Source organism: Thiocystis minor, assembly GCF_016653465.1.
GTDB classification, from domain to species: Bacteria; Pseudomonadota; Gammaproteobacteria; order Chromatiales; family Chromatiaceae; genus Chromatium; species Chromatium minus.
This window is the reverse complement of sequence record NZ_NHSQ01000073.1, coordinates 1-24,311: the sequence shown is the minus strand read 5'-3', so window position 1 is coordinate 24,311 and position 24,311 is coordinate 1. Positions and strand designations below refer to the sequence as shown.

Sequence of the window (24,311 nt, the reverse complement as noted above, 5' to 3'; positions counted from 1 at the left end):
TTGCCATGAAGTCACGTTATTGCGCGGGACGATTTGCGTGGGACTTCGAGTCAAGCTCCGCGGATGACTCGACGCAATTCCTCCTCGGCGTGGGACGCCAGATCGGTCAAAAATCCATCCTGCTGCCAACCTTCGATACGCGCAGTCTGTTCGTCGATCAATATCGGGATTCGTTGTCGCAGTGGTTTCTGTTTCCGCAACCGGAACCGGGTGCCATGCCCCGTCTTTACAGCAAGGAATCGCTCTACGACCTCTGCGTCGCCGAAGGGGTTCCCACACCCGAGACGCTCTTTCCGGATTCCATCGAGCAGGCGGTGAGCGAGGGTCAGGGGTTCCCGTTTCCGTTGATTGTCAAGGCGATCGATCCAGATCGACTGATGCGCCGTACCGGGCGTCGAATGGCGGTCGTGCATCGGCAATCCGAGTTGCGGGACGCCTACTCCGAATTGGACGAGCCAGGCGTCAAGAATCTTGCGCTGCAAGAGTTCATTCCCGGCGACACCCGGGATACCTGGATGCTGAATGCCTATTTCGATCAGGCTGGAGAATGTCGCTTTGCAATCACCGGCCACAAGTTGCGCCAGCTTCCCATCGATGGCGGTGTCACGACGCTCGGCGTTTGCGCTCCCTGTCCTGCCATGATTGACAGCATCTCGCGAATCGTTGCGGCGACCGGATATCAGGGGATCGTCGACGCTGATTTCTGCTATGACAAACGCGATGAACAGTGGAAGTTGCTGGATGTCAACCCACGCATCGGAGCCACGTTCAGGCTATTTGTCGATCAACAGGGATTCGATGTCGTGCGAGCGCTGTACCTGGATCTCACCGGTCAGAGCCTGCCGACTGTCGCGCCCGTCTGGGGGCGTCGCTGGCTGGTCGAGGATAAGGATTTCGGCGCCCTGCGCGCTCATACGCGCGCCGGCTCGCTCACGCTTGGCGCCTGGCTCGGTTCGTTGCGGGACGTCTCCGAGCTGGCGCATCTCGCGGTCGACGATCTTCGGCCATCCGCTGTCTTTGTGGCGACGTTGGCGGGTAAGTTCATGCGCCGTCTCCTGGGGCGATTGCCGTCGCCTTCCAGGCAAGATCGCTAAACCGCGTCCGGCGCGGTCTCGTCCGTCTCTGCCAGCGGCCGCGCCGATGCGCGTGGTGGCCATTCCTCGAGCGCCCGCGGACGCATCAGATCTCTCGCCCCGGCACCCGTTCGCACAACCCCCGCTCGACGGCGATCACTGCCGCCTCGACCCGCGAATGGACCTCCAGTTTGCGCAGGATCGCCTTGACGTGCAGCTTGACGGTGCCGTCCGAGATCCCGAGCCGACGCGCGATGCTCTTGTTGCTTTGACCCTCGGCGAGATGGCAGAGAATTTCCTGCTCGCGCGGGGTGAGGTCGGCGATGCCGCTGGCGGTCTGCGCGCCCCGTGCCTCGCCCTGGACCGCCCGGGCGAGCACGATGGCGAGTTCGGGCGCGACCACGGTGCGCCCGCGCACGATCTCGCCCAGGGCGGCGATCAGCGCGTCCGGTTCCATGTCCTTGAGCAGATAGCCCTGCGCGCCGCTTTGCAGCGAATCGATCACGTCGCGCTCCTCGGCGCTGGTGGTTAGCATGGCGATCGGCATGCGCTGATGGGTAGCGCGCAGTTGACGCAGCAGCTCCAGACCGGAGAGTTGCGGCATACGCATGTCCAGCAGAACCACGTCGGGAACGGTTTCGGCAACCCGTTGCAGCCCGGCCGTCGCGTCCCCGACCGCGATCACCTCGATACCGCGTCGCTCCAGCAATTCCTGGAGCCCGAAGCGAAAGAGGGCGTGATCGTCAATCATCAGGACGCGCATTGGATCGGCTCCAGCACAGGGCGCGCGGCGCGCCGGTTGACCTCGAAGATGACCTCAACGCGGGTGCCTTCTCCCGGATCGCTCTCGATGGACAGCTCCGCGCCGATGCGGCGCGCGCGCTCCTCTAAGATTGACAGACCGATGCACTCGCCAGGACGGGCGCCATCGGATGGGGTGCTGAATCCAACCCCATCATCCTCGATCAGCAGGACATGCCGGCCATCGGGCTCGCGCGTCAGCAGTACCCTAACCGTGTGGGCTCGCGCGTGCTTGCGGATGTTGGCGAGCGTCTCCTGGGCGATGCGCAGGAGTTGAAGTTCCTCGCTGGCAGAGAGTTCAAAGGGCCGGCAATCGTTCTGAAAAAGCACATGGACGCCGGTCTCGCGACCGAGTCGGTTGGTGAGTTTCGCCAGCGCGGGCACCAGACCGCGCCGGTCGAGCGGCGCCCGGAAGCTGGCGAGCAGTTCGCGCAGCTCGGTATGGGCCTCGTCGAGTCCGTTACGAATGCGCGCCAGATCGTTGCGGGCATCCTCGGAGATGGGGGCGTCGCCCAGCGAATCGTTCAGCATCCGGCACTGAAAGCGCAGACTCGCCAGGGTTTGGGCCAGCGAATCATGCAGTTCGTGGGCCAGCGAGTTTCGTTCTTCGACGATGGAGAGTCGGCGCGTCTCGGCGTCGGAGCGTTGCTTGGCGATGGCGACGCCCAGATGATGACCGACGGTGAAAAGCAGATCCATGATGTCCTCGCGCGCCGTGACGCCGGGCCGGTCGACGAAGATACTGTAGACGCCGAGCAGTTCGTCGCGATGCTCCAGCGGCACCGTCACCACCTCGATCTCGGAGCTTTTGAACATGCGCCGGCCATAGATGCGCGAACAATAGCGCGCGTCCTTGTCGCAAACGATGTCGCCGGGCGTGAGCGCCGTGCCGCATAGACAGAGATCCACCGGGGCCATGTCCTGCTCGCGCACCAGATCGTCGTTCAGGCCGATGGAGCCGATCAGACGCCGCGAGCCGTCGGCCATGACCAGACGCACGGTCGCCGCCCGCCCGTTGATCATCTCCTTGAGCACCCGCAAAAAGCGCAGCAGCAATTCCTCGACGCTCTCGGTTTGCTGAATGCCGGCGGCCACGTCGTAGAGGATCTTGAGCGAGGCGGTCTTTTGCGCGAGACGCATGGTTTGGCGCGCGACCCGGTTGTCCATGTCCTCGTAGAGATCGGTCAGTTCCTCGTTGAGGGCGCGGATATCCTGGGCGATGCGACCGAGCACGCCTGTCTCGCGCAGCGCCTCGCTGGCCCCCTGCTCGCCCTGGCAGACCCGGCTTAACGAGTGTTCCAGCCGCGCCAGCGGGATCAGCAGTTGGCGGCGCAGACGTATCCAGGCGACGGTCAGGCCAAGCAGTCCGGTCAGCAGGAGCGCGGCGAGGAAAAACCACAGCCGCCAGAGGGGGCCGGGCCAGATCCAATGCGTCGCCAGCAGGATCAGGGCCGCCGTCAGCGCGATCGCCACCGTCAGCAGCGGGATCGCGAGCTGCGTTGCCCGGAGGATGGCGTGGACACGGGAAGGTTCGAGTGGCTGATGGGGGGCGCCGAGGGTGTTGTTCGGGGTCATCGCGATGGCGGCATTCGTACCGTTGAAGTGATGTCGCCGGCGTCTGGTCATCGCCAAGCCGCCGTTCCTGGCGAATCGGCGGGAACCAGGCGCGAGGCGTGACAAAGCGTCAAGGCCCGCGCGAGGTGGTCGCTGGAAATCCGCGGGCCTGGTCTATTTCGGACAGGAGGAGGTGTCGCCCGGAACCTTTCCGGTCAGGAGCAGAAAGCTGTCGAAAGGCCCCATGACGCTCATGGCCTCGCCCTTGGGACCCTGAAACTTGAGCTTGCCGGTCATCATGGCGCCCATGGCGCCACAGCCGAAGCTGCCCTGGCCCATGCAGGCCCAATCCTCGTCGGAGGCGTACATCAGATAGTCGACCTTGGGGTCGAGTTGACTGTGCTTGACCGTGCCGCCGCGCGCGCAGTGGGCCTTGCCGTCCTGGTTGCTGATCTCAAGTTCGACCTTGGAGGCGGCGCCACACTTGCCTCGGTAGAGTTGAATGATCTTGAAGCCGCGCCCGGCGTCGTTCGCCGCCCAGGCCGCGCCCCCGAGTTCATTGGTGAGGGTGGGGGTATTGTTCCAGGCGGCGCAGGCGGCGGACGCCCAGTCGTCGTCCATGAAGGTGGCGGCGGTGACGGCCGACGAGCAGGCCAGGGCCGCTAGAGTGGCGGTGATGCGTGGAATCATTGGTCTATCCTCATGGTGGCTGAGCCGCTGAAGGCGGCCTTCTGTGAATGGCGATGCGGGTCTGATGGTAGTCGCGCGCAACCGTCGAACACAAGCCCATGGTCGCGTGGCGCGCCGCGGGACGGCTCTGGTCCGGTTGGCGGTATGCTTTCATGACGGCATGGTCTCGCCAGATGCATCAGGTAAGACCACGGCATCGCCCCCTTCGCGCTGCTGCAACTCCCACATCGACGCATAGTGTCCGCCCGCGTCCAGAAGCTCGCGATGCGTGCCCTGTTCGCGGATACGACCCTGTTCCATCACCAGAATCCGGTTGGCGTCCACGACCGTCGAGAGACGGTGCGCGATGACCAGCGTGGTATGGTTCTCGGCCACCTCGATCATGGTCTGCTGAATCGCCTGCTCGGTGTGACTGTCGAGCGAGGAGGTCGCTTCGTCGAAGATGAGGATGCGCGGACGTTTCAAAATGGCGCGGGCGATGGCGACGCGCTGTTTCTCGCCGCCGGACAGTTTCAGCCCGCGCTCGCCGACCACCGTTTCCCAGCCGTCGGGCAGGCTCTCGATGAAGGCGCGGATATGGGCCATGTCGGCGGCCCGCTCGATCTCCGCGCGGGTCGCGCCGGGGCGTCCATAGGCCAGGTTGTAATAAAGACTGTCGTTGAAGAGCACAGTGTCCTGGGGGACGATGCCGATGGCCGCGCGCAGGCTGTTCTGGGTGAGATCGCGCAGATCCTGACCGTCGATTAGGATACGCCCGCCGGTCACGTCGTAGAAACGAAACAGCAGCCGTGCCAGGGTCGATTTGCCGGCGCCGCTATGGCCGACCACGGCGAGCTTTTGGCCGGGTTCGATGCTGAAATCCAGGCCGCGCAGGATGGCGCGCTCCGGCTGATAATGAAAATCCACCCGCTCGAAACGGATGCCGCCCTGTCCCAGCCGCAGGGGCCGGGCGGTTGGACGGTCCTGGATCTCGGGCGTGCGCTCCAGCAGTTTGAACACCAGATCCATGTCCGCGATGGCGTATTTGATCTGACGGTAGACGATGCCGAGAAACCCGAGCGGGATGAAGAGTTGCAGCAGCAGCGCGTTGACCAGCACCAGATCGCCGACGCTCATCTGGCCGGCGACCACGCCCTGGGCCGCGAGGCTCATGATCAGCGTGACGCCGATGGCGATGATGGCGCCCTGACCGAAATTGAGCAGCGACATTGAGGTTTGGCTGGCGACCGCCATTTCCTCCCAGTCGGCGAGCGTGCCGTCGTAGCGATCCAGTTCCAGGCGCTCGTTGCCGAAATACTTGACCGTCTCGTAGTTGATGAGGCTGTCGAACGCCTGATGGTTGGCCTCCGAGTCGAGCCGGTTCATCCGATGGCGATAGTCCATGCGCCACTCGGTGATCGCGAAGGTGAAGGCGAAATAGACCGCGACCGTGCCGAAGGTGACGAGCATGAAGGACGGGTCATAGCGACCGAGCAGGATCGCCGCCACCAGGGTGAATTCGACCAGCACCGGTAGCACGCTGAAGACGACATAATTGAGGATGGTCGAGACCGAGCGGGTACCGCGCTCCAGGTCGCGGCTGACGGCACCGCTCTGGCGTTCCAGGTGATAGCGCAGCGAGAGTCGGTGCAGATGTCCCAGCACCCGCGTGGACAGACGCCGCATGGCGCGGTAGCGCACCCGCGCGAAGACGACATCGCGCAGTTCGTTGAACAGGGAAGCGCTGAGTTTGAGCAGACCGTAGGCCAGCAGCAGGCTGAACGGCAGGATCAGCGTCTGGGTCGCGGGCGCCTGGAAGGCGTCGACGATGCCCTTGAGCACCAGCGGCACGCCGACATTGGCGACCTTGGCCAGCACCAGACAGGCGATCGCCAGGCTGGCGCGGCCACGGAACTCCCAGAGATAGGGCAGCATGTCGCGCAGATTGCGCCAGTCGCGCCGGTCGCCATGAACCTTTTCGGTGGCAATAATTCGCTTCATCATTGGGTGCTTGACCTCCAGGGGATCGCGCGCCGGGGATCCAGGGTTGATGAGCCGAAAAATTTCAGCCGAAACGCCGACGATCCAGTATTTTATCGCCAGGACAATACGCCAACACCGCAACAAGGGGGGAGAGAATTCGCCATGACGCCTGACTCCCTGGTCCGCACAGCCGACAATCCGTATTCGCTGCTGGTGTACTGAGACACGTCGAGCCTGATCCGCGCGGTTTGTGCATTCGCTCGGTCTGACAATCAGCATCTTTGCCAATGCGGTTTCAATTGATCAACGAGGTTTCATCATGGCGGATCCTAACCTGGGCGGCACGGGTTGCAGCATGCACGAGCCTTATGCGCTGCAAGTGCTGGGCGACGAGATGGCGCCGGAGTTTCCGGATCGCTGCATCGTCATCGTGGAGCCGACGGATGCCTGCGTGAACCGGAGCTATGTCTTCGCGGAGGTCGAGGGGGTGCGCTGGTTTCGTCAATACCTTAAGGACGACAGCGGTGCCGAACGTCTGGTCGCGGTGAATCCACTGTATCCCGAGATCGAACTCAAGGGTCTGGAATGGTCCGTCCTGGGTGTCATCATTCAGCGCAATGTCCGCCGCCAGATTAAACACTACGATCGTCAGGACGATCGTCGCCCATGAATCTCGAACTCCTCTATCATGCCATCGATCGGGTGCGCGGGAGCCGGTTCGGGAGCCATTCCAGGGAGGCGACTTTTCTGCGGACCTATCCAGTGCTGCTGTCGGCCGCCCGGCTTCCCGTGCCCAACCCGGTCGACGACTTTCTGCGCCTCGCGAGTCTGGCCTATGCCTGGATGCCGCAGGCGCTGCGCCTGGAGACCGCCCATCTGGCTGCGGCGGCGCACGCACTGGACGCCGCGCGGGACGCCGCGCCGCTCCTCTCTGAGCCGTCCATCGACGCGATCGCCGGCTGTCTCGGCTCGCTGGTCGGGGCCGCGAAGGTGCTGCATCTCGCCAATCCCGCCGTGTTTCCGCTGTGGGATCCGCGCGTCGAGCGGCTGCGTCTGCAGGAGGCCCCGACCGCCTATCATATGGGCCAGTCCAGCAACTATCTGCGCTTTATCGCCGAGGTTCGGGACATCGCCGCGCATCCGCTCTTTCTGACCTTTCATCATGAGTACTGCACCGCCTATCAGGCGCGTCTGCAATGCCTGAAGATCCCCGCCTACCCGCTCACCGAACCGCGGGTGATCGAGTCCGCCGCCACGGAATTGGCGGGTGGATAGGCTGGCGGCGAACGGCCTTGCGGACGCGCCCGATTTGAAACTTGTCTGGAGCGCCACGACGTTGCGGTCAAGGCCGGTCAGACAGGCAGTCGGAAGGCCGTGCGTTTTCGCTTTTCAACCGGTTCAAGGCGGGCGTGATCGATGACGACGATGAATTCCGAACTTACCCACCTGGACCTGGCCGACACCGCCCATGCGTTGGAGATCGCCCCACGGGTCTGGTGGGTTGGCCATGTGCTCAATGACGATGTCTTCCAGTGCCATGTCTATCTGATCGAACAGGGCGACCAATCGGTGCTCTTCGATCCCGGTTCGCGCCTGACCTTTCCGGGCACGCTGCGCAAGATCGAGGAGGTGATTCCCTTCACCCGGATTCGCTATTTCGTCTGCCATCATCAGGATCCGGATATCACCGCCGCGCTCCCGCTGATCGACGAGATGACGGATCGTCCGGATGCGGTCATCGTCACCCATTGGCGCGCGGAGGCGCTGCTCAAGCACTACGGACTCAAGATGCCATTCTGGCTGGTGGACCAGCACGACTGGCGCCTGCCCCTGGATGATCGCGAACTGCGGTTCGTCTTCACCCCCTACGCCCATTTCCCCGGCGCCTTCTGCACCTTCGATCCAAGTACCGGGGTGCTCTTTTCGAGCGACCTCTACGGCGGTTTCACCGCACGCCCCACGCTGGTGGCACAGGACGAATCGCACTTCGAGGCGCTGCGCCCCTTCCACGAACACTACATGCCGAGCCGCGACATCCTGAACTATGCGTTGAACCGCATCGAGCAATATCCGGTCAAGATCATCGCCGCCCAGCATGGCTCCATCATCCCGGAGCGGCTGGTGCCCTATCTGACGGACAAGTTGAAACATCTCGACTGCGGCATCTATCTCTTCGCCCAGGGCAACACCGATATCCAGCGGCTCTCGCACCTCAACCAGACCCTGCGCGAGATCACCCAGACCATGCTGCTGTACCGCGATTTTCGCGATATCGCCGACCGTCTGTTCCATGTCGTCCGTCGCAATCTGCCCGTCGAAAAGATCGATTATTACGCCCGACTGGAAGATGGAACCCTGTTGACGCTCTCCCACGAGACCCGTTTTTCGGGGGTGGTTGGCGATGCCCCGGCAGAGGTGTTGGCCATCCTCGGCATGACTCGGCCGGAGTGGGAAATGGCCCATGCGAGCATGGATCCGGACCTGCACGGCCATACCCTGCACACCGGATTCTTTTGCAGCCGCCACACCGAGGACGGCGAGCTGGTGGTGACCATGCCGCTGTTTTCGCCGCAACGCGAACGCATCGAGGCTGCGGCCTTGATCTATCTTCATCGCGACAGCGACGTGACGCCGGAGCAGGAACAGGTCATCCAGCAGATCGCGATGCCGCTCCAGGTGGCGCTGGAACGGGAGATGATCTACCGCTCCATCGAAAGCAAGCGCAAGGAGGCGTATCAACGCTCCATCCGCGACCCGCTGACCGGATTGTTTACCCGCGTCTATATGCAGGATGTGATGGAGCGGCAGTGCAGTCTTCATGATCGCGACGAGAACGCGCTGGTGTCGGCCCTGATGATCGACGTGGATCATTTCAAGGCCGTCAACGATACCTACGGTCACCCCGTAGGCGACGAGGTGCTGAGACAGGTCGCGACGGTCATGCGGCAGGTGGTCCGCGACACGGATATTCCGGTGCGTTTCGGCGGCGAGGAATTCATTCTTTTCCTGGTGGGAACCACGCCGACCGATGCGGGCCGCTCCGCCGAGCGCATCCGTGCCGCCATCGAAAGGCATGCCTTCGCGGTCAATCAAAAGGCGCCGATTCCGATCACCGTCAGCTTGGGGCTCGCCTTCCGCAACCCGTTCGAGTCCCTGGATTCACTGATTCTGCGCGCCGACGAGGCTCTGTATCGGGCCAAGCAGGCGGGGCGCAATCGCTGTGAAACCGCAGCGAATCAACGTTCTGGCGGCGGTGCCGGATAAGTCGGCAGCGCTGGCAGGGAAGGCATCTCCATCATTCCAGGCGGCGGGGCTGGCGGCATGGGCGGCATTGGGGGGAAATTCATGGGGCCGCGGACATAGGCGGGGAAATCCGGATTCATCCAGCCATCCGGTGCCAGCTTTTCCGGGGGCACGGGCAGGCGCGAGGCGTAGTCCAGGACCGCCGTCTGGTCGCGCGCGGTGAAGCCATGAATCTGCTTCACCATCTTCGGATCGGCGTTTTTCCGCCGTCCCTCGCGGATGGCGTCGAACTGCCGCATCGTATAGGGGTAATGCTGACCGGCAACCGCCGGGATGTGATCGGCCTCGTTCCCCGCGCCGCGTTCGCCGTGACACTTGGCGCAATGCTCGGCATAGAGCTGTCCGCCGAGTTCCAGATCGACACCCGGACCCTTGCCGTTGTGGGCGGTCATCGGCAGTTGGGCGACATAGGCGGCAACGTCGGCGATCTGTTGCGGTCCTCCCAGGATGCGCGGCAGGGAGAAAGGATACATCAAGGGGTTGTCCCGGTTACGTGCGCGGATATCGGCCAATTGCTTGACGATGACGGTGCGCGACTGGCCGGCGATCTGCGGGTAGGTTCCATCGGCCGTTCCCCAGCCCTCGGGGCGGTGGCAGACGGCACAGGTGAGATAGGTCCGGCGACCGTTCTCCAGGTCCGGCGTCAGGGCGAGCGCCTGATCGTACTCCGCCTGGGCGATCGAGAAAGCCTCGTCGGCGACCGCGGGCGAGAGCAGGACACTGAAGAGCATGGGTAAGGTAAAACGCGCAATGCTCGAATGTGACATGAAAACCTCCACAGGTTAAACCGCATCAAGATGGATCTGGCGCGATCTTGGGTGCCCCCGCCGAGCGAATCACCGACGATGAGCCGTGAGACGCGGTTTAAATTCATGAATCTGAATGGGGTTGTGAGAGCGGGATTCAAGTATTCTCTGGTCGGCGCGGTTCGGCTTGGAACCACAGCGTTCATTGACGCGAAGGCGCCAACCTGGCGGCTCGTCAGGATACCAGCGCGGTGCCGGGGTATCAGGCTGTCCGCAGCGCCCCGAGCAGACCCTTGAGCAGATCGAGCGGCATCGGCGGGCAGCCGGGGATTTTGACATCGACCGGGAGGACGTTTTCCACCGCGCCGCAGCTCGCGTAGGAGACGCCGAACTCGCCCCCATTGCAGGCGCACTCGCCAGCGGCGATCACGAATTTGGGCGAGGGCATGGCGCGCCAGGTCCGGCGAAGCGCCGTCTCCATGTGGCGCGAGACCGGACCCGTCACCAGTAGTGCGTCGGCGTGGCGCGGCGAGGCGACGAAATGGAGACCAAAGCGCTCGACATCATGATAAGGGTTGTTGAGGGCATGAATTTCCAGCTCGCAGCCGTTGCAGGAGCCGGCGTCCACTTGACGGATGGCGAGACTGCGCCCGAAGCGCGCGTCGATCAGCCGGCGCAGTTCGATGCCGAGACGCGCCAGTTCCGTGTCTTCGTGGTCGGGCGGCGGCTCGGTGACCACGCCAGCGGTGAATGATTGTCCGAGAATCCGAAACATTACAGATCCTGCCCCGCGTAAGACCCATTGACCGATTTGTTGCAGACCGGGAAGTCGGGGACGATGTTGCCAAGGATGAGACGCTCCAGCGCGGGCCAGGTAAACCAGCTCGGGTCGCGCGGGAAGTAGCGCGCGATGTGTCCCGCGACATCGAAGCGCACGAAGCAGAGGATCTCGCCGCGCCAGCCCTCGATCAGCCCCAGACCGACCGCGCCCGGCGGGGCGGCGGGCAGGGGCACGGCGATTGCGCCCTCCGGCAGGGCATCGAGCAGGCGGTCGAGCATCCAGAGACTGCCGCGCACCTCCGCCATGCGTACCCGCACCCGCGCGGCCACATCGCCCTCGGTCTCCACGGATTCCTCCACGCGCACGCCGTCATAGGGCGGATAGGGATTGTCGCGGCGGACATCGAACCGCAGCCCGCTGGCCTTGCCGACATAGCCGGTGCAGCCGAGCGCGCGGGCATCCGTCAGGGACAGGATGCCGGTGGCGATCAGGCGGTCGTCCAGCGAGGGGTGATCGTCGATCACATCGAACAGTGGCTCGACGGCGCGATGCAGCGCGGCGTGATCCTGGCGCAATGCCAGAAAGGCGTCGGCGGACAGATCATGGACGACACCGCCAGGGATGAGCGCGTCCATCATGAGACGATGTCCGAACAGCTCGTGCGAGCGCCGCTGCCATTGCTCGCGCAGCCGCGCGCACTGAACATGGGCAAAGGCAAAACCGACATCGTTGCAGATGGCGCCGATGTCGCCGAGATGGTTGGCGATCCGCTCGCGCTCGGCCATGACCGCGCGCAGCGTCAGCGCGCGTGGCGGCACCGCGCACCCGGTGGCGCGCTCGATGGCCTGACAGGCGGCCCAGGCATGGGCGACGGTGGAGTCGCCGGAGACGCGCCCGGCGAGCCGAATCAGTCCGGCCGGATCGCGACCCACCGCGAGCTTTTCGATGCCCTTGTGGACGTAGCCAAACCGTTGCTCCAGACGCAGCACCTCCTCGCCCATGGCATGGAAGCGAAAATGCCCCGGTTCGATGATGCCGGCGTGGACGGGGCCGACCGGGATCTCGTAAACGCCGGCGCCCTGGACGCGCACGAAGGGATAGTCAGTGTCGGCGGGGGTGCGTCGGGTGGTCTCGCCGCGCAGCGGGAAATCATGGCGCAGCGGAAAACGCTCGGCGGGCCAGGCTTGATGGCGGGTCCAGCGGCGCTCGTCCGGCCTGTCCTGAGTGGAGTCGAAGGGGTGGCCCGTGAAGACCACGCCGGTCAGGTCATGCGCGTGACGCTCCAGCCGGTCCAGCCCTGGATAGACAGGGGTCTGAGAGCCCAGCAGCGGACGGTTCAGCGGGACATCGGTCTCGATCACCAGATAGTCGCCGGCCTGCTCCAGACAGGCGCGGACGCGGATGCAAGGCTCATCGGTTCCTGCTTCCGTCTCGCCGTCATCCAGCGGATCGGCCCAGAGTCCGGCGTGACGCATCCCCATCGCTGCCGCCAGTTTGGCGGCGACCGCCCAATCCTCGGGATCCAGCACCAGACGGTGCGCCGGGGCCAGGATGCGCGCGTCGCCCCGGTGCGCGACGATGTGTTCGTCTTCCAGTCGGGCCAGAAACTCGGACAGCCAGTCGAAGCGGCGGGGCCGAGCCGACGGCTCGTCGGCGCCCGTTTGCGGACGATTGGCGGACGAGCCGGCGGGATCCGATGGAGGACTGCCGCCCGCAAGCGGGCTCCTAGCGTCTGATTGGGTCATAGCAGATGCGTCCCCGTGATCAACTGGGTCGCCCGATCCAGCCAGATGGCCAGAAAGTCCGGGATGGACAACCCCAGCCAGAGCACCAGCCCCAGATGGAGCAGCACCGGCAGCATGTTGGCCTGGACCGGCAACTGACCCTCGGGCGCGGGGCCATAGACCATCGGATGCAGATGCCGGAACAGACCCGCGAAGGCGATGGCCAAACCGCTCACGAGGGCGAAGGTGAACCAGGGCTGCGATTGCATGGTGGCGGTCAGCAGCAGGAATTCGCTGGTGAAGACGCCGAAGGGCGGAAAGCCGGCGATGGCGACGACCCCGAGCAGCAGCGACCAGCCGACCGCCGGCTGGGTGCGGATGAGTCCGCGAATGCCATCGATCGCCTGAGTGCCGGCGATATGCGTGGCATGACCGACGGTGACGAAGATGGCCGATTTGGTCAGCGAATGTACCAGCATGTGCAGCAAGGCGCCGAAGGTGGCGAGCGGCCCGCCGAGTCCGAAGGCGAAGGTCATCAGACCCATGTGCTCGATCGACGAATAACTGAAGATGCGCTTGATGTCGCGCTGACGATGGAGGAACAGCCCAGCCACCGTGAAGGAGACCAGCCCGAAGCCCATCAGCAGTGCCCCGGCCAGATGCGGCGTTTCAGTGCCCGCGAGCGAGCCGTCCACCAGCATCTTGAGCCGCACCACGGCATAGAGCGCGACATTGAGCAGCAGCCCGGAGAGCACGGCGGACATGGGCGTCGGGCCTTCCGAATGGGCGTCCGGGAGCCACTGATGCATGGGTACCAGACCGACCTTGGTGCCATAGCCGACCAGCAGGAAGACGAAGGCGATCCGCATCACCGTGGGATCGAGTTCAGCGGCGTGCGCATAGAGCACGCTCCAGGTCAGACCCGCGCCCGGATCCCCGTCGACGCCGCTCAACGGAAGGATCGCATGCTGGGCGGCGAAATAGGTCAGCACCGTCCCGAACAGGGCCAGCGCGATGCCCACGCCACAGAGGATAAAGTATTTCCAGGCCGCCTCCACTGCCTCCGGGGTGCGATACAGCGACACCAGCAGTACGGTCGCCAGGGTCGCCCCCTCGATCGCCACCCAGAGCACGCCCAGATTGTCGGTGGTCAGCGCCACCAGCATGGTCAGCATGAACGCCTGATACATGCTGTGATAGACCCGCATGCTGCCCGTGCCAAGTTTGCCGGTCGAGCAGACATAGCGCATGTAGGGCCGGGAGAAGATCGACGTGGTCAGGCCGACGAAGGCGGTCAGGACCACCAGATAGACATTGAAGGCGTCCACCCGGAAGCTCATACCCTCGATGAGTCCAGTCACCGCCACCGACCAGGCCAGCCAGACCGCGCCGCCCAGGGTGAGCGCGGAGACCGCGAGATTCAGCCAGCCGGCCAGGGTCAGCGGACGCAGCAAGGCGAGCGCCAGACCGCCGATGAGCGGCGCCAGCAGGGTGAGCAAGAGCGGCGTCACTGGCTCACCTCATCGGTCGTGGCGAATGGATTGGCGCCGACCGGGTCGGCGGTCTCGGTCAGCCGGTTGAGCCGATCCACGTCGAGCGAGTCGATACTCTCGCGGATCTGAAAGAAGAAGACCCCGAACAGCACCATCGCCACCAGCACGTCGAAGGCCACGCCCAGTTCCACCACCAGCGGCATGCCGGCGGTGGCCGAGACGGCGGCGAGAAAGAGCCCGTTCTCCATCGACATGAAGCCGAGCACCTGGGCCACGGCCTGCTGACGGACGACCATCATCAAGAGCCCGATCAACACCACTGCCAGACTGACCGCGATGATGTTGCGGGTGAAGGCGAGACCCTGCGCCACCATCGGCGTGACCAGCCAGTAGCTGAAGATCACTAGCACGACCGCGGCCATGATCGCCAGGGTGGGCCAGTGCAGATCCTCGGTATGACGCTCCAGTCCCAGTCGGCGGGTCAGACGATGCAACATCCAGGGAATCAGCAGCGCCTTGAGCGCCAGGGTCAGGATGGCCGAAAAATAGAGATGGTGCGTCTCTCCGGCGACCGCGACCGTCAGGGTGACCGCCGCCACCAGCGCGCCCTGCCAGGCGAAGCTATGGATGGCGGAGATGAGGCGTGCCTGCGCCAGCAGGACGAAGGACAGGAACAGCACCAGGGCCGCCAGCAAGAGGACGAACTGTTGCAGCAACGGCAAGAGGGCGAGCGTCATGCGCCGATCTCCAGGATGACATGGCTCAACAGACCGAGCAGGGCCAGCAGCAGCGCCAGATTCAGGAAGGCCGGGGCACGGAAAAGACGCATCTTGGCCACCACATGCTCGGCGATCGCCAGGGCGGCACCCAGGAGCGCGAGCTTGGCCAGCACCGCGAGCAGACCCAGACCGAGCGCCAGCGGCGTGAACTCCCGGCCCACGCCCCAGGGGAAAAAGACGTTGGCGATCAGCACGCCATAGAGCAGCAGCTTTACCTGCGCTGCCCATTCCATCAGCGCCAGATGCCGGCCGGAATATTCCAGCAGCATGGCCTCATGGATCATGGTCAGTTCCAGATGGGTCGCTGGATTGTCTACCGGAATGCGCCCGCACTCGGCGAGCGCGACCAGCAGCAGGGCACCGAGGGCGAACAGGTAGGAGGGTCGCAGCACGAAGCCATCGGCCAGATGATGGCTCATGACGCTCTCCAGGCTGGTGCTGTGGGCGGTCATGGCCAGGGTGAAGACGGCCATCAGCATGGCGGGCTCGGCCAGCGAGGAGATCAGCATCTCGCGCGAGGCGCCCATGCCGCCGAAGGCGGTGCCCACGTCCATCCCGGCCAGGGCCAGAAAGAAGCGGGCCAGCGCGAGCAGGCCGACCAGCACGATGATGTCGGCGATCCGGGCGATTGGCAGATCGAGCGCCACCAGCGGGACGGTCGCCGCCGCCAGCCAGGTCGCGACGAAGACGATGTAGGGCGCCATGCGAAACAGCGGCGAGGCGGTATGCGGGACCCGCGTTTCCTTGATCAGCAGCTTGCGCAGATCCGCGTAGGGTTGCAGCAGCGGCGCGCCGCGCCGGTTCTGGAGCCGCGCCTTGACCTTCCGCACCCAGCCGATGAGTAGCGGCGCGAGCGCCACGTAGAGCAGCGCTTGCAGCAGGGCGATGAGCCAGGCCGAGAGCATCAAGCCGTCCGGCATCACGAGATGATCCATAGCAGCACCAGCAGTGTTCCCAGCGTCCAGCCAAGATAGACCCGCACGTTCCCCGATTGCAGGCGCACCACCCGCCGCGAGGCCGATTCGACCGCACGCGCCACCGGGATATAGAAGAGCCCCCAGGCGCGATCGGTCAGTTTGAGCCGATAACGCGGCGCGGGATCATCGAACTCGGGCCGGGATTCATCGATCTCGAACAGCAGTCCGAACACCCGCCGGATCGGCTGCGCGAATGAAGCCGCCGTGTACTGCATCCGGGGCGAGGGCGGCGCAAACCCGCAGTCCCAGGGATCGCTGCGTCGAATGCGTCGTGGCACCCCGCGCGCAAACCACCAGAACGCTACCCCGGCGATCAGCGCCAGCAGCAGGATGGTCAGCGGCGCGCTGTAGCTTGCCGTATCCGAGGAGATCGGCGTCAGCCACAGCCAGCCCTGGGCGCCCGACTCGGGCAATCCGCCACCCAACAATTGCACCGATACCGGCTCGATCAGCGCGATGACCTGGGTCGGCAGGACGCCGAACAGCACGCACAACCCCGCCAGCAGACCCATCCCGACCCGCATGCCGACCGCGCCCTGTCGGGCGTGTCGCACATGACGCGAGCGCGCCTGACCGAGAAAGGCGATGCCGTAGACCTTGACGAAGGTCGCCGCCACCAGCGCGCCGGTGAGCGCCAGCACCGCCGAGGCGATCGGTATGATGCTGCGCAGCACCCCGCTGTCGAGTTGCCAGGCTTGCAGGGCCGACTGGAAAATCAGCCACTCGGACACGAAGCCATTGAAGGGCGGCAGCGCGGAGATGGACAGACAGCCGATCAGGAAGAAGGCGCCGGTCCAGGGCATGCGCCGCAGCAGACCACCCATCTGTTCCAGATCGCGCTCGTGCGTGCCGTGCAGGATGGTGCCCGCGCCGAGGAACAGCAGACCCTTGAAGAGCGCGTGATTGATGGAGTGATAAAGGGCGGCCAGCAGCGCAAGCGAGCCCAACAGGGAATGTCCGGTGCCGAGAAACACCAGCGACAGTCCAAGCGCGATAAAGATGATGCCGAGATTCTCCACCGACGAATAGGCGAGCAGCCGCTTCAGATCGGTCTGCATCAGCGCGAACAGCACCCCCATCAGCGCCGAGACGCTGCCGACCAGGAGCGCGATCACGCCCCACTGCCACTGGATGTCGCCGATCAGATCGAACACCACGCGGATGAAGCCATAGACCGCCATCTTCAGCATGACCCCGGACATCAGCGCCGAGATATAGGAGGGCGCGACCGGGTGGGCCTCCGGCAGCCAGGCATGCAGCGGCATCAGACCCGCCTTCATGCCGAAACCGACGAACACCAGGCCGAAGGCGACGCTCGCCCAGCCGGGCGAGAGCACCGCGTCGCGCATGGCCGTGAACTCGAACCCATGACCGAAGGCCGCCAGCACCCCGAAGCCGAGCAGGATGGTGAGTCCGCCGACATGGGCCATGAGCAGATAGAGAAAGGCGGCGCGCCGGTTGGCGGCGTGCTCGTGCTGGAAGGCCACCAGGAAATAGGAAGACAGGGACATGACTTCCCAGGCCACCATGAAGAGAAAGGCATCGTCGGCTAGCGTCACCAGCAGCATGCCGGTCAGGAAGAGACCGGTGAAACCGCCGAGCGCGGTCAGCGAATCGCGACCGCGTTCGTAGCTACGGACATAGGAGCGGCCATAGATGCCAACCGCGACGGTCACCAGACCGATGATCATGAGAAAGAGCCCGGAGAGCGCGTCCACCCGCACCCGCCAGGGCTGCCAGGGCAGCCCGAGCGGCAGGGTCGCGGTGGCGCTGCCGTCCGCGATCAAGGCCCACAGCCCCGCCGCCAGCGCCGCGAGGCCGGCCAGCCCGACCAGTGGCATGGCGAATCGCCGCAACGCCCGTGGCTCGCGGCTGGCGAACAGCGACACTGCGGACGAGGTCAGGGCTAGCGCCACCGCCAGCCCGGCCAGCGGCAGGACTGGATTCATGTCCATTGGTACGACTGGCAATCAGCTTTAACCACGGCAGTTTTTCTTCGGTTTCGCGGCTCGGACGGGGTTGAGTGAAGAGGCGGGTCCAATCGCCCGGCACAGCATCCCTTCGATTTTCTGACCATCGATGAAACGTGTGGCGCGGCAGGTCATGATGCCGCCTTTTGTCGAGAGTTCCAAGAGACGACGACGCACATCGGCGAGCGGGATTCCGGTCGCGGCGGCGATCTCCGAGTCCATTTGCTGACCAAGGTTTCTGAGGCAGTTCAGGATTTCCGGCACTTTCAGCACTCCTTCCGGTTGAGAGAAAGATTGCATTCACTGCAATCGGCGCAGTTCCCGTCGCAAACCGGCCCCGGCCCGCAGCCGGTCCACGAACTCGGGAAAATCGAGCGGAATCCGATCCGCCAGCACCCGCGCCCGTTTCGCCAGGTGCGCCCAGTCGAGCGGAAAACCGGTGTCGGCAAAGGCGAAGGCAATGTGGTTGTCGGCGTAGGTCACGGGTCCCAGGTGTACGCGCCCATCGAAAGCGTCATCGAGCAGCCGAAAATGCCGATACCAGCGTTGCGGCGGACCGCAGAAATTGGCGACGAGCAGTCCTCCCGGCCGCAGTCGACGGCGTGCCGCCTCGTAGAAGCCGCGCCGGAGAAACGCCGGGGCGATGCCGCTGGCGTCGAAACCGTCCAGCAGCAGTACCTCGGTATCGCCCTCGGCGCTTGGCAGATATTCGGCGGCATCCGCCTGAACGATCTTGATGCGCGCGTCCTCGGGAACGCCGAATTCGCCGCGCAGTGCGATCACGTCGGGGCTGATCTCGACCACGGTCAGGTCCGTTTCGGGCAGATGCCGGTGACAGAATTTGGCCAGCGAACCACCGCCTAGCCCCACCATCAGCACCTCGCGAGGATCCGGGACGAACAGCAGAAAGGCCATCATCTTGCGCGTATAGGCGAAATCGAGGGTGACCGGGTCGTCGATGCGCATGGAACTCTGGATAAAGCGCAGACTGAAATAGAGCCGTCGCGTCCGCCCATCGTCGACGATGAACGGCTTGCCGTAACGCTCGCTCAGAATCCGCGCGTAAATCTGTTGCGGATCGCACGGCGCCGATTCGAGCAGGCGCAGATGACCGCGCTCGCCCACCCCGGCTCCGGGGAGTTCCAGGAGGGTGCCACGCGCAAGCCCGGCTTCATGGTTCATTGGCATCCTGGTCAACCGGTTTGGCCTCGCTTGCGGGATGTTTCTGCTTGCTTAGTTCAATCGTATTATATGGCGCTCTAATAATAACGCAATTATCATATAAAGCACATATTATTCACATCAAGAGCATCTCATGGAAAAGCGCACCGCACGCATGACCTTTCTGATCGACCCGATCAAAAAGCAGATTTTCGAGGAGATCTGTGCCGAGCAGGATCTCACCTCGTCGCAAGTGATCCGCAAACTGATACGCCAGTACATCATCGAGCACGCCGGTTCGCGCGAACTGCCCGAGTGGCTGAACGGGAGTGCAGCCAAGGCGGAAGAAGGGGCGTCTTAACAGACAAGCGCTGCCAGTTCTGCCGGACGCGGAATCGACGCGGTTTAAGGTGTCGGAAGCGGTCTGTTTCGTGCCTGTCGCCATGCCTGTCGCACAGCGTTTTTAGAGACGATTCATCGGTCTGATGTTGATCGCTTTCAACGCAGCTTTACACAATATATTGTGGTTGACCACAGGCAAAGATCGTCTATATTGATCTTTCTCGCCAGCCAGTCCTTTCGTCGGCCACCTTTTGGGCCAACCCTGAACGACCTTGTACAGACCAGAATCAGATTACCGGAGGAGCCATGTCCGCCAACCGCCCGTCACAGTTGCATCCGATCCCCGCCCAGGACGCCAGCGCCGCGCCCGTCGTCGACGAGAGCGACGCCCACGTTCCCGGCAAGGTGCAGGTGATCCGGCGCAACGGCCAGGTCACCCAGTTCGACTCCAGCAAGATCATGGTTGCCATGACCAAGGCCTTCCTGGCGGTCGAAGGCGGCTCGGCGGCAACCTCCAGCCGCGTCCATGACCGGGTGCGCGAGCTTGTCGAACAGGTGACCGCCGCGCTCACCCGGCGTCTGCCCGGCGGCGGCAGTGTCCATATCGAGGATATCCAGGATCAGGTGGAATTGGCGCTGATGCGCGCCGGCGAACACAAGGTCGCCCGCGACTATGTGCTCTACCGCGAGGCGCGCGCCCGCGAGCGCGCCGCGAAGGCCGCCGCCAGCACCGAGATCCGCGAGACACCTCTGCTCCACGTCACTCTGGCGGACGGCTCGACCCATCTGCTGGATGTCGCGCGCATGACCCGATTGGTCGACGAAGCCTGTCGCGATCTGGACGCGGTCGACGCCCACGCCATTCTGGCCGATACGCTGCGCAACCTTTTCGACGGCGTGCGCGAGGCCGATGTCGGTCAGGCGCTGGTGATGTCCGCCCGTACCTTGATCGAACAAGAGCCGCAATACAGCCAGGTCGCCGCCCGCCTGCTGCTCGATCTGCTGCGCCGCGAGGCGCTCGGCTTTCTCGGTCTCGCCGACGGCGTCGAGACCCAGGCCGATCTAGCCGAACGCTACAGCGACTATTTCAGTGCCTATATCCGGCGCGCCGGCGACCTCGAACACCTCGACCATCAGCTTGGGCGATTCGATCTCAAGCGGCTCGGCGCCGCGCTCCGGCCCGAGCGCGATCTTCAGTTCAACTATCTCGGGTTGCAGACGCTCTACGACCGTTATTTCATCCATACCGCCAATGGCATCCGCTTCGAGCTGCCGCAGGCGTTTTTCATGCGCGTCGCCATGGGGCTGGCCATCAACGAAATCGACCGCGAAGAGCGCGCCATCGAGTTCTACGATCTGCTGTCCAGCTTCGATTTCATGTGTTCGACCCCGACCCTGTTCAACTCCGGCACCCTGCGCCCGCAGCTCAGTTCCTGCTTCCTGACCACGGTCCCGGACGATCTCGACGGGATCTACAGCGCCATCAAGGACAACGCCCTGCTGTCCAAATTTGCCGGCGGTCTGGGGAATGATTGGACCCGCGTGCGCGGCATGGGAGCGCATATCAAGGGGACCAATGGGAAGAGTCAGGGAGTGGTGCCGTTTTTGAAGGTGGCGAATGATACGGCAGTTGCCGTAAATCAATGTCTTGCACCCGAGACTTTGATATGGACTGGCAATGGGCCAAAGGCGATCAAAGACATCAAGATCGGCGATCTAGTCTTAGGAAAAGAAGGCCGTTATCGCGAAGTGCTAAAGCACATGACTTACAATCAGCGTGATCCAATGGTTGAAATTTCCGTTAGGCACGCGGCAAACCCCATACGAATCACGGCAGGCCATCCGGTTTGGTCTGTCTCTATAAAGCGTCATTATCACACACCAAAAAAGATCGTCGAGCTGCTCCAGATAGGTGACCTTCAAGTTGATTATCATGAGGCAGGAATCCTAAAAGCCGGAGATTATGTCGCACAAACGATTCCGCAAGAGGTCGTTCCAGTGCCTGGCTTTTCCGATGACGATGCCCGATTCTATGGAATCATGCTGGGTGATGGGCATATCACAAACGGAGATGCCGAGTGGGGTGTATCTGGAAATCCAGCAAAGGATGGATTCTTGGAATTCGTTGAGCAATACCTTCATCAAAAAGGCATTCACTATTGGATTTCACAACGTAATAGTTCTTACCAACAGATCAAATGGTCTCTTGGAAAAGGTTTACTACGTGATGCGACGACAGGCCGCTTCGTTGGTGGTACCGGATCGGCTTTGCCATTCGAAAAAAGTGATTTCTATAATGATCGACACAAGAAATATATCGCTGCCCATTTTCTGCATCTCCCAAGATTACAAACCAAGGCATTGATTCGTGGGTTGTTGGAGACGGATGGTAGCGTCTCTGGAGGATTGCTTCTCAATTTTTGCAATACTTCTTATTTTTTAATCGAAGGATTGCGCTACCTGCTTCTTCGGCTTGGAATACCTTCTTCAGCCAGTTTTCGCGAGCGTGATAACACCCATTTAGCACGCCGTGTCGATGGCTCGATAATCGAGTTTTCAGGAACCACCCGTAGCTATGATTTACGTATCCCCAGTGTGCCGGATTTTGCCGAGTATTTCGACTACAAGGTTGCTTCCAAGTGCTTTTGGTTTGAGTGGAACGGTGCACTATTTACTCGTATAACAAAAATCAATCCAATCGATCCGGTGCCTTTTGTATTCGACCTGAAAGTCGAAGGCGATCATAGCTACAACACGGCGTCCTTCGCCGTATCGAATGGAGGAAAAAGAAAAGGAGCGGTCTGCGCCTACCTCGAAACCTGGCATATCGACATCGAAGAATTCCTGGATCTGCGCAAGAACACCGGCGACGACCGCCGGCGCACGCACGACATGAACACCGCCAACTGGGTGCCGGATCTCTTCATGAAACGCGTCGCCGAGGATCAGTCCTGGACGCTCTTCTCGCCCGACGAGACCCCGGACCTGCACGACCTCACGGGTCAAGCCTTCGAGCACGCCTATCTGACCTACGAGGCGCGCGCCGAGCGCGGCGAGATGCGTGTCAGCAAGCGACTCAAGGCGGTCGATCTCTGGCGCAAGATGCTGGCCATGCTGTTCGAGACCGGCCATCCTTGGATTGCCTTCAAGGATCCCTGCAATCTGCGCTATACCAATCAGCATGTTGGGGCGGTGCACAGTTCTAACTTGTGCACTGAAATAACCTTGCATAACAATGACTTGGAAATAGCTGTCTGCAACTTGGGCTCGATCAACCTAGCCGCCCACGTCACCGAGAAGGGGCTCGACACCCAGCGGCTGCGCAAGACCGTCCGCACCGCCATGCGCATGCTCGACAATGTCATCGATTACAACTTTTACAATGTTCCCCAGGCGCGTCAATCCAATCTGCGTCACCGCCCGGTGGGCCTTGGCGTCATGGGCTTCCAGGATGCCCTCTACAAAGTCCGCATCCCCTACGCCAGCCCCGAGGCCGTGCAGTTCGCCGATCAGAGCATGGAGTATCTGAGCTATTACGCCATTCAAGCCAGCACCGAACTGGCCGCCGAGCGCGGGCGTTATCAGAGCTTCGATGGCTCGCTCTGGAGCCAGGGCATCCTGCCCATCGACAGCATTCGGTTGCTGGAAGAAGGTCGCGGCGGCTATCTCCAGATGGACTCAAGCCAAACGCTCGACTGGGACAGCCTGCGCGAGCGGGTCAAGACCGTCGGCATGCGCAACTCCAATTGCATGGCCATCGCCCCCACCGCCACCATCAGCAACATCGTCGGCGTCAGCCAATCGATCGAGCCGACGTACCAGAACCTCTTCGTCAAATCCAACCTCTCCGGCGAGTTCACCGTCGTCAATCCCTATCTGGTCGACGATCTCAAGGAGCGCGGACTCTGGGACTCGGTCATGGTCAACGACCTCAAGTATTTCGACGGCTCGGTGCAGCAGATCGAGCGCATTCCGGATGAACTCAAACAGCTCTATGCCACCGCCTTCGAGGTCGACGCCCGCTGGCTGATCGAGGCCGGCAGCCGCCGTCAGAAATGGCTCGACCAGGCGCAGAGTCTCAATCTCTATCTGCGCGAACCCAATGGCAAAAAGCTCGACAATCTTTATAAGCTGGCGTGGGTGCGGGGGTTGAAGACGACCTATTACCTGCGGTCCATGGGCGCGACCCATGTCGAGAAATCCACGATGGCCGAGACTGGCCGGGCGAATAAACTCAGCGCGGTTGGGGGGAATTACCTTTCGATGGAGGACGGGAAGGTGAGCGGGAAGGGGAATGGAATGGCTGCGCCGAGTGCGTGTTCGATCCTTGATCCCGATTGCGAGGCGTGTCAATAAAGAGAATACATGGAAATCTGATGGCGCCTCTGGTCGATGACAAGGATTGGGAAGCGCTGCGATGATTTTGCTCATCAAACCATAAACCTGGACACCATTCCCGTGAAACTAATAGAGAAATGATGGGTTTCGCTGCGCTCTACCCATATATGGTCCGCCCCGCGATGCAAGAGGGAAATCGCTGTTTTTGACAGAAGGAGACGTTGCAGCCATCTATCCGGCATCGGTGAGGTGTCGCCGCCGACCCTCGTGCCCTGATGGAATTCGCGCGCCTTCCCGTCCTCATCATCCTTACAGTCTCGGCTCAGCCGGCTGATGGGTAAACCAGGTTTTCAGGAAGGCAGGCCGTGCCTTTCATGCCATCACAGTGATGTTCACTCTTCGCAACTCGTGATGTTCGGTACTCGTTACTCGGTGGCGACGACCGGAAGGTCGCGGCTCAACCCGCCTGAGGGCGCGTCTCGCCAGTCTTAGGCAACTCCCGGAAAATAACGTACCAGTATCACGCGGCTGTCGGTTGAATCACCACATGGTACTTGGGTAGATGTTCGTTGCGCTGAAGATGTTCCTCGATGGCATCGAAGGCTTGTTTGGTCAGG

19 protein-coding genes are annotated in these 24,311 nt (G+C 62.7%); 6 read left to right on the top strand and 13 right to left on the bottom strand.

All coding sequences use genetic code 11. The annotated features are described in order from the left end of the window. The first annotated feature begins 5 nt into the window (after positions 1–5). Complete coding sequence (locus tag CCR95_RS09680) at positions 6–1,094, top strand: carboxylate--amine ligase (protein ID WP_201093894.1); 1,089 nt, start codon at positions 6–8, stop codon at positions 1,092–1,094. A gap of 85 nt (positions 1,095–1,179) precedes the next feature. Here the strand turns inward: CCR95_RS09680 and CCR95_RS09675 are convergent, their stop codons facing one another. The 4 genes from CCR95_RS09675 to CCR95_RS09660 form a co-directional block, all read right to left on the bottom strand. Beyond that, positions 1,180–1,836 (bottom strand): response regulator, encoded by a 657-nt coding sequence (locus tag CCR95_RS09675; RefSeq protein WP_201093892.1) that lies wholly within the window; start codon positions 1,834–1,836, stop codon positions 1,180–1,182. Next, complete coding sequence (locus tag CCR95_RS09670; RefSeq protein ID WP_201093907.1) at positions 1,824–3,449, bottom strand: histidine kinase; 1,626 nt, start codon at positions 3,447–3,449, stop codon at positions 1,824–1,826. Before CCR95_RS09670 ends, CCR95_RS09675 begins: the two co-directional genes overlap by 13 nt. A gap of 153 nt (positions 3,450–3,602) precedes the next feature. Next, entirely contained in the window at positions 3,603–4,118 is a 516-nt protein-coding gene (locus tag CCR95_RS09665; RefSeq protein WP_201093890.1) for an SCP2 sterol-binding domain-containing protein, read from the bottom strand. A 150-nt stretch (positions 4,119–4,268) separates the two neighbouring features. Beyond that, on the bottom strand, positions 4,269–6,098 hold the full coding sequence (locus CCR95_RS09660; RefSeq protein ID WP_420825652.1) for an ABCB family ABC transporter ATP-binding protein/permease: 1,830 nt from the start codon (positions 6,096–6,098) through the stop codon (positions 4,269–4,271). A 301-nt stretch (positions 6,099–6,399) separates the two neighbouring features. Between CCR95_RS09660 and CCR95_RS09655 the strand changes: the two genes are divergently transcribed. The 3 genes from CCR95_RS09655 (at position 6,400) to CCR95_RS09645 (ending at position 9,344) form a co-directional block, all read left to right on the top strand. Then, complete coding sequence (locus CCR95_RS09655; RefSeq protein ID WP_201093886.1) at positions 6,400–6,750, top strand: S24 family peptidase; 351 nt, start codon at positions 6,400–6,402, stop codon at positions 6,748–6,750. Continuing rightward, the gene (locus CCR95_RS09650) at positions 6,747–7,355 is read left to right on the top strand and encodes a hypothetical protein (protein WP_201093884.1); all 609 of its coding nucleotides are present in this window, start codon (positions 6,747–6,749) and stop codon (positions 7,353–7,355) included. Before CCR95_RS09655 ends, CCR95_RS09650 begins: the two co-directional genes overlap by 4 nt. 150 nt (positions 7,356–7,505) lie before the next feature. Beyond that, on the top strand, positions 7,506–9,344 hold the full coding sequence (locus CCR95_RS09645; RefSeq protein ID WP_201093882.1) for an oxygen-binding di-iron domain-containing protein: 1,839 nt from the start codon (positions 7,506–7,508) through the stop codon (positions 9,342–9,344). Here CCR95_RS09645 and CCR95_RS09640 read toward each other — a convergent pair. The 9 genes from CCR95_RS09640 to CCR95_RS09600 all read right to left on the bottom strand — a co-directional run bounded on the left by CCR95_RS09640 (position 9,317) and on the right by CCR95_RS09600 (position 19,035). After that, on the bottom strand, positions 9,317–10,150 hold the full coding sequence (locus CCR95_RS09640) for a c-type cytochrome (protein ID WP_201093874.1): 834 nt from the start codon (positions 10,148–10,150) through the stop codon (positions 9,317–9,319). The genes CCR95_RS09645 and CCR95_RS09640 overlap by 28 nt on opposite strands. Positions 10,151–10,391: 241 nt before the next feature. Then, complete coding sequence (locus tag CCR95_RS09635) at positions 10,392–10,904, bottom strand: NADH-quinone oxidoreductase subunit B family protein (RefSeq protein WP_201093872.1); 513 nt, start codon at positions 10,902–10,904, stop codon at positions 10,392–10,394. Further along, a complete protein-coding gene (locus CCR95_RS09630) occupies positions 10,904–12,655 on the bottom strand; it encodes a hydrogenase large subunit (RefSeq protein WP_201093870.1) in 1,752 nt (583 codons plus the stop codon). Before CCR95_RS09630 ends, CCR95_RS09635 begins: the two co-directional genes overlap by 1 nt. Further along, positions 12,652–14,145 (bottom strand): hydrogenase 4 subunit F, encoded by a 1,494-nt coding sequence (locus CCR95_RS09625; protein WP_201093868.1) that lies wholly within the window; start codon positions 14,143–14,145, stop codon positions 12,652–12,654. Before CCR95_RS09625 ends, CCR95_RS09630 begins: the two co-directional genes overlap by 4 nt. Next, the gene (locus tag CCR95_RS09620) at positions 14,142–14,864 is read right to left on the bottom strand and encodes a formate hydrogenlyase (protein ID WP_201093866.1); all 723 of its coding nucleotides are present in this window, start codon (positions 14,862–14,864) and stop codon (positions 14,142–14,144) included. Before CCR95_RS09620 ends, CCR95_RS09625 begins: the two co-directional genes overlap by 4 nt. Continuing rightward, positions 14,861–15,826 carry a respiratory chain complex I subunit 1 family protein gene (locus CCR95_RS09615; protein WP_201093906.1) on the bottom strand — a complete coding sequence of 322 codons (966 nt, stop codon included), beginning with the start codon at positions 15,824–15,826 and terminating at the stop codon, positions 14,861–14,863. Before CCR95_RS09615 ends, CCR95_RS09620 begins: the two co-directional genes overlap by 4 nt. Then, the gene (hyfB, locus tag CCR95_RS09610; protein WP_201093905.1) at positions 15,826–17,838 is read right to left on the bottom strand and encodes a hydrogenase 4 subunit B; all 2,013 of its coding nucleotides are present in this window, start codon (positions 17,836–17,838) and stop codon (positions 15,826–15,828) included. The genes CCR95_RS09615 and hyfB overlap by 1 nt, the downstream gene beginning before the upstream one ends. 21 nt (positions 17,839–17,859) lie before the next feature. Further along, entirely contained in the window at positions 17,860–18,153 is a 294-nt protein-coding gene (locus tag CCR95_RS09605) for an ArsR family transcriptional regulator (protein ID WP_207188573.1), read from the bottom strand. Continuing rightward, positions 18,154–19,035, bottom strand: a complete 882-nt coding sequence (locus CCR95_RS09600; protein WP_201093864.1) for a spermine/spermidine synthase domain-containing protein — start codon at positions 19,033–19,035, stop codon at positions 18,154–18,156. Positions 19,036–19,168: 133 nt separating this feature from the next. On the opposite strand from CCR95_RS09600, the gene CCR95_RS09595 reads away from it, so the two are divergent. Next, positions 19,169–19,375 carry a CopG family transcriptional regulator gene (locus CCR95_RS09595; RefSeq protein WP_201093862.1) on the top strand — a complete coding sequence of 69 codons (207 nt, stop codon included), beginning with the start codon at positions 19,169–19,171 and terminating at the stop codon, positions 19,373–19,375. A 287-nt stretch (positions 19,376–19,662) separates the two neighbouring features. After that, positions 19,663–23,712, top strand: a complete 4,050-nt coding sequence (locus CCR95_RS09590; protein WP_201093860.1) for a ribonucleoside-diphosphate reductase subunit alpha — start codon at positions 19,663–19,665, stop codon at positions 23,710–23,712. Positions 23,713–24,311: the final 599 nt, after the last annotated feature.

What these genes read in the sequence shown, in the direction of transcription:
- CCR95_RS09680 (WP_201093894.1), top strand. Translation starts at nt 6, where the DNA reads ATGAAGTCACGTTATTGCGCGGGACGATTTGCGTGGGACTTCGAGTCA.
- CCR95_RS09675 (WP_201093892.1), bottom strand. Translation starts at nt 1,836, where the DNA reads ATGCGCGTCCTGATGATTGACGATCACGCCCTCTTTCGCTTCGGGCTC.
- CCR95_RS09670 (WP_201093907.1), bottom strand. Translation starts at nt 3,449, where the DNA reads ATGACCCCGAACAACACCCTCGGCGCCCCCCATCAGCCACTCGAACCT.
- CCR95_RS09665 (WP_201093890.1), bottom strand. Translation starts at nt 4,118, where the DNA reads ATGATTCCACGCATCACCGCCACTCTAGCGGCCCTGGCCTGCTCGTCG.
- CCR95_RS09660 (WP_420825652.1), bottom strand. Translation starts at nt 6,098, where the DNA reads ATGAAGCGAATTATTGCCACCGAAAAGGTTCATGGCGACCGGCGCGAC.
- CCR95_RS09655 (WP_201093886.1), top strand. Translation starts at nt 6,400, where the DNA reads ATGGCGGATCCTAACCTGGGCGGCACGGGTTGCAGCATGCACGAGCCT.
- CCR95_RS09650 (WP_201093884.1), top strand. Translation starts at nt 6,747, where the DNA reads ATGAATCTCGAACTCCTCTATCATGCCATCGATCGGGTGCGCGGGAGC.
- CCR95_RS09645 (WP_201093882.1), top strand. Translation starts at nt 7,506, where the DNA reads ATGAATTCCGAACTTACCCACCTGGACCTGGCCGACACCGCCCATGCG.
- CCR95_RS09640 (WP_201093874.1), bottom strand. Translation starts at nt 10,150, where the DNA reads ATGTCACATTCGAGCATTGCGCGTTTTACCTTACCCATGCTCTTCAGT.
- CCR95_RS09635 (WP_201093872.1), bottom strand. Translation starts at nt 10,904, where the DNA reads ATGTTTCGGATTCTCGGACAATCATTCACCGCTGGCGTGGTCACCGAG.
- CCR95_RS09630 (WP_201093870.1), bottom strand. Translation starts at nt 12,655, where the DNA reads ATGACCCAATCAGACGCTAGGAGCCCGCTTGCGGGCGGCAGTCCTCCA.
- CCR95_RS09620 (WP_201093866.1), bottom strand. Translation starts at nt 14,864, where the DNA reads ATGACGCTCGCCCTCTTGCCGTTGCTGCAACAGTTCGTCCTCTTGCTG.
- CCR95_RS09615 (WP_201093906.1), bottom strand. Translation starts at nt 15,826, where the DNA reads ATGCCGGACGGCTTGATGCTCTCGGCCTGGCTCATCGCCCTGCTGCAA.
- hyfB (WP_201093905.1), bottom strand. Translation starts at nt 17,838, where the DNA reads ATGGACATGAATCCAGTCCTGCCGCTGGCCGGGCTGGCGGTGGCGCTA.
- CCR95_RS09605 (WP_207188573.1), bottom strand. Translation starts at nt 18,153, where the DNA reads ATGCAATCTTTCTCTCAACCGGAAGGAGTGCTGAAAGTGCCGGAAATC.
- CCR95_RS09600 (WP_201093864.1), bottom strand. Translation starts at nt 19,035, where the DNA reads ATGAACCATGAAGCCGGGCTTGCGCGTGGCACCCTCCTGGAACTCCCC.
- CCR95_RS09595 (WP_201093862.1), top strand. Translation starts at nt 19,169, where the DNA reads ATGGAAAAGCGCACCGCACGCATGACCTTTCTGATCGACCCGATCAAA.
- CCR95_RS09590 (WP_201093860.1), top strand. Translation starts at nt 19,663, where the DNA reads ATGTCCGCCAACCGCCCGTCACAGTTGCATCCGATCCCCGCCCAGGAC.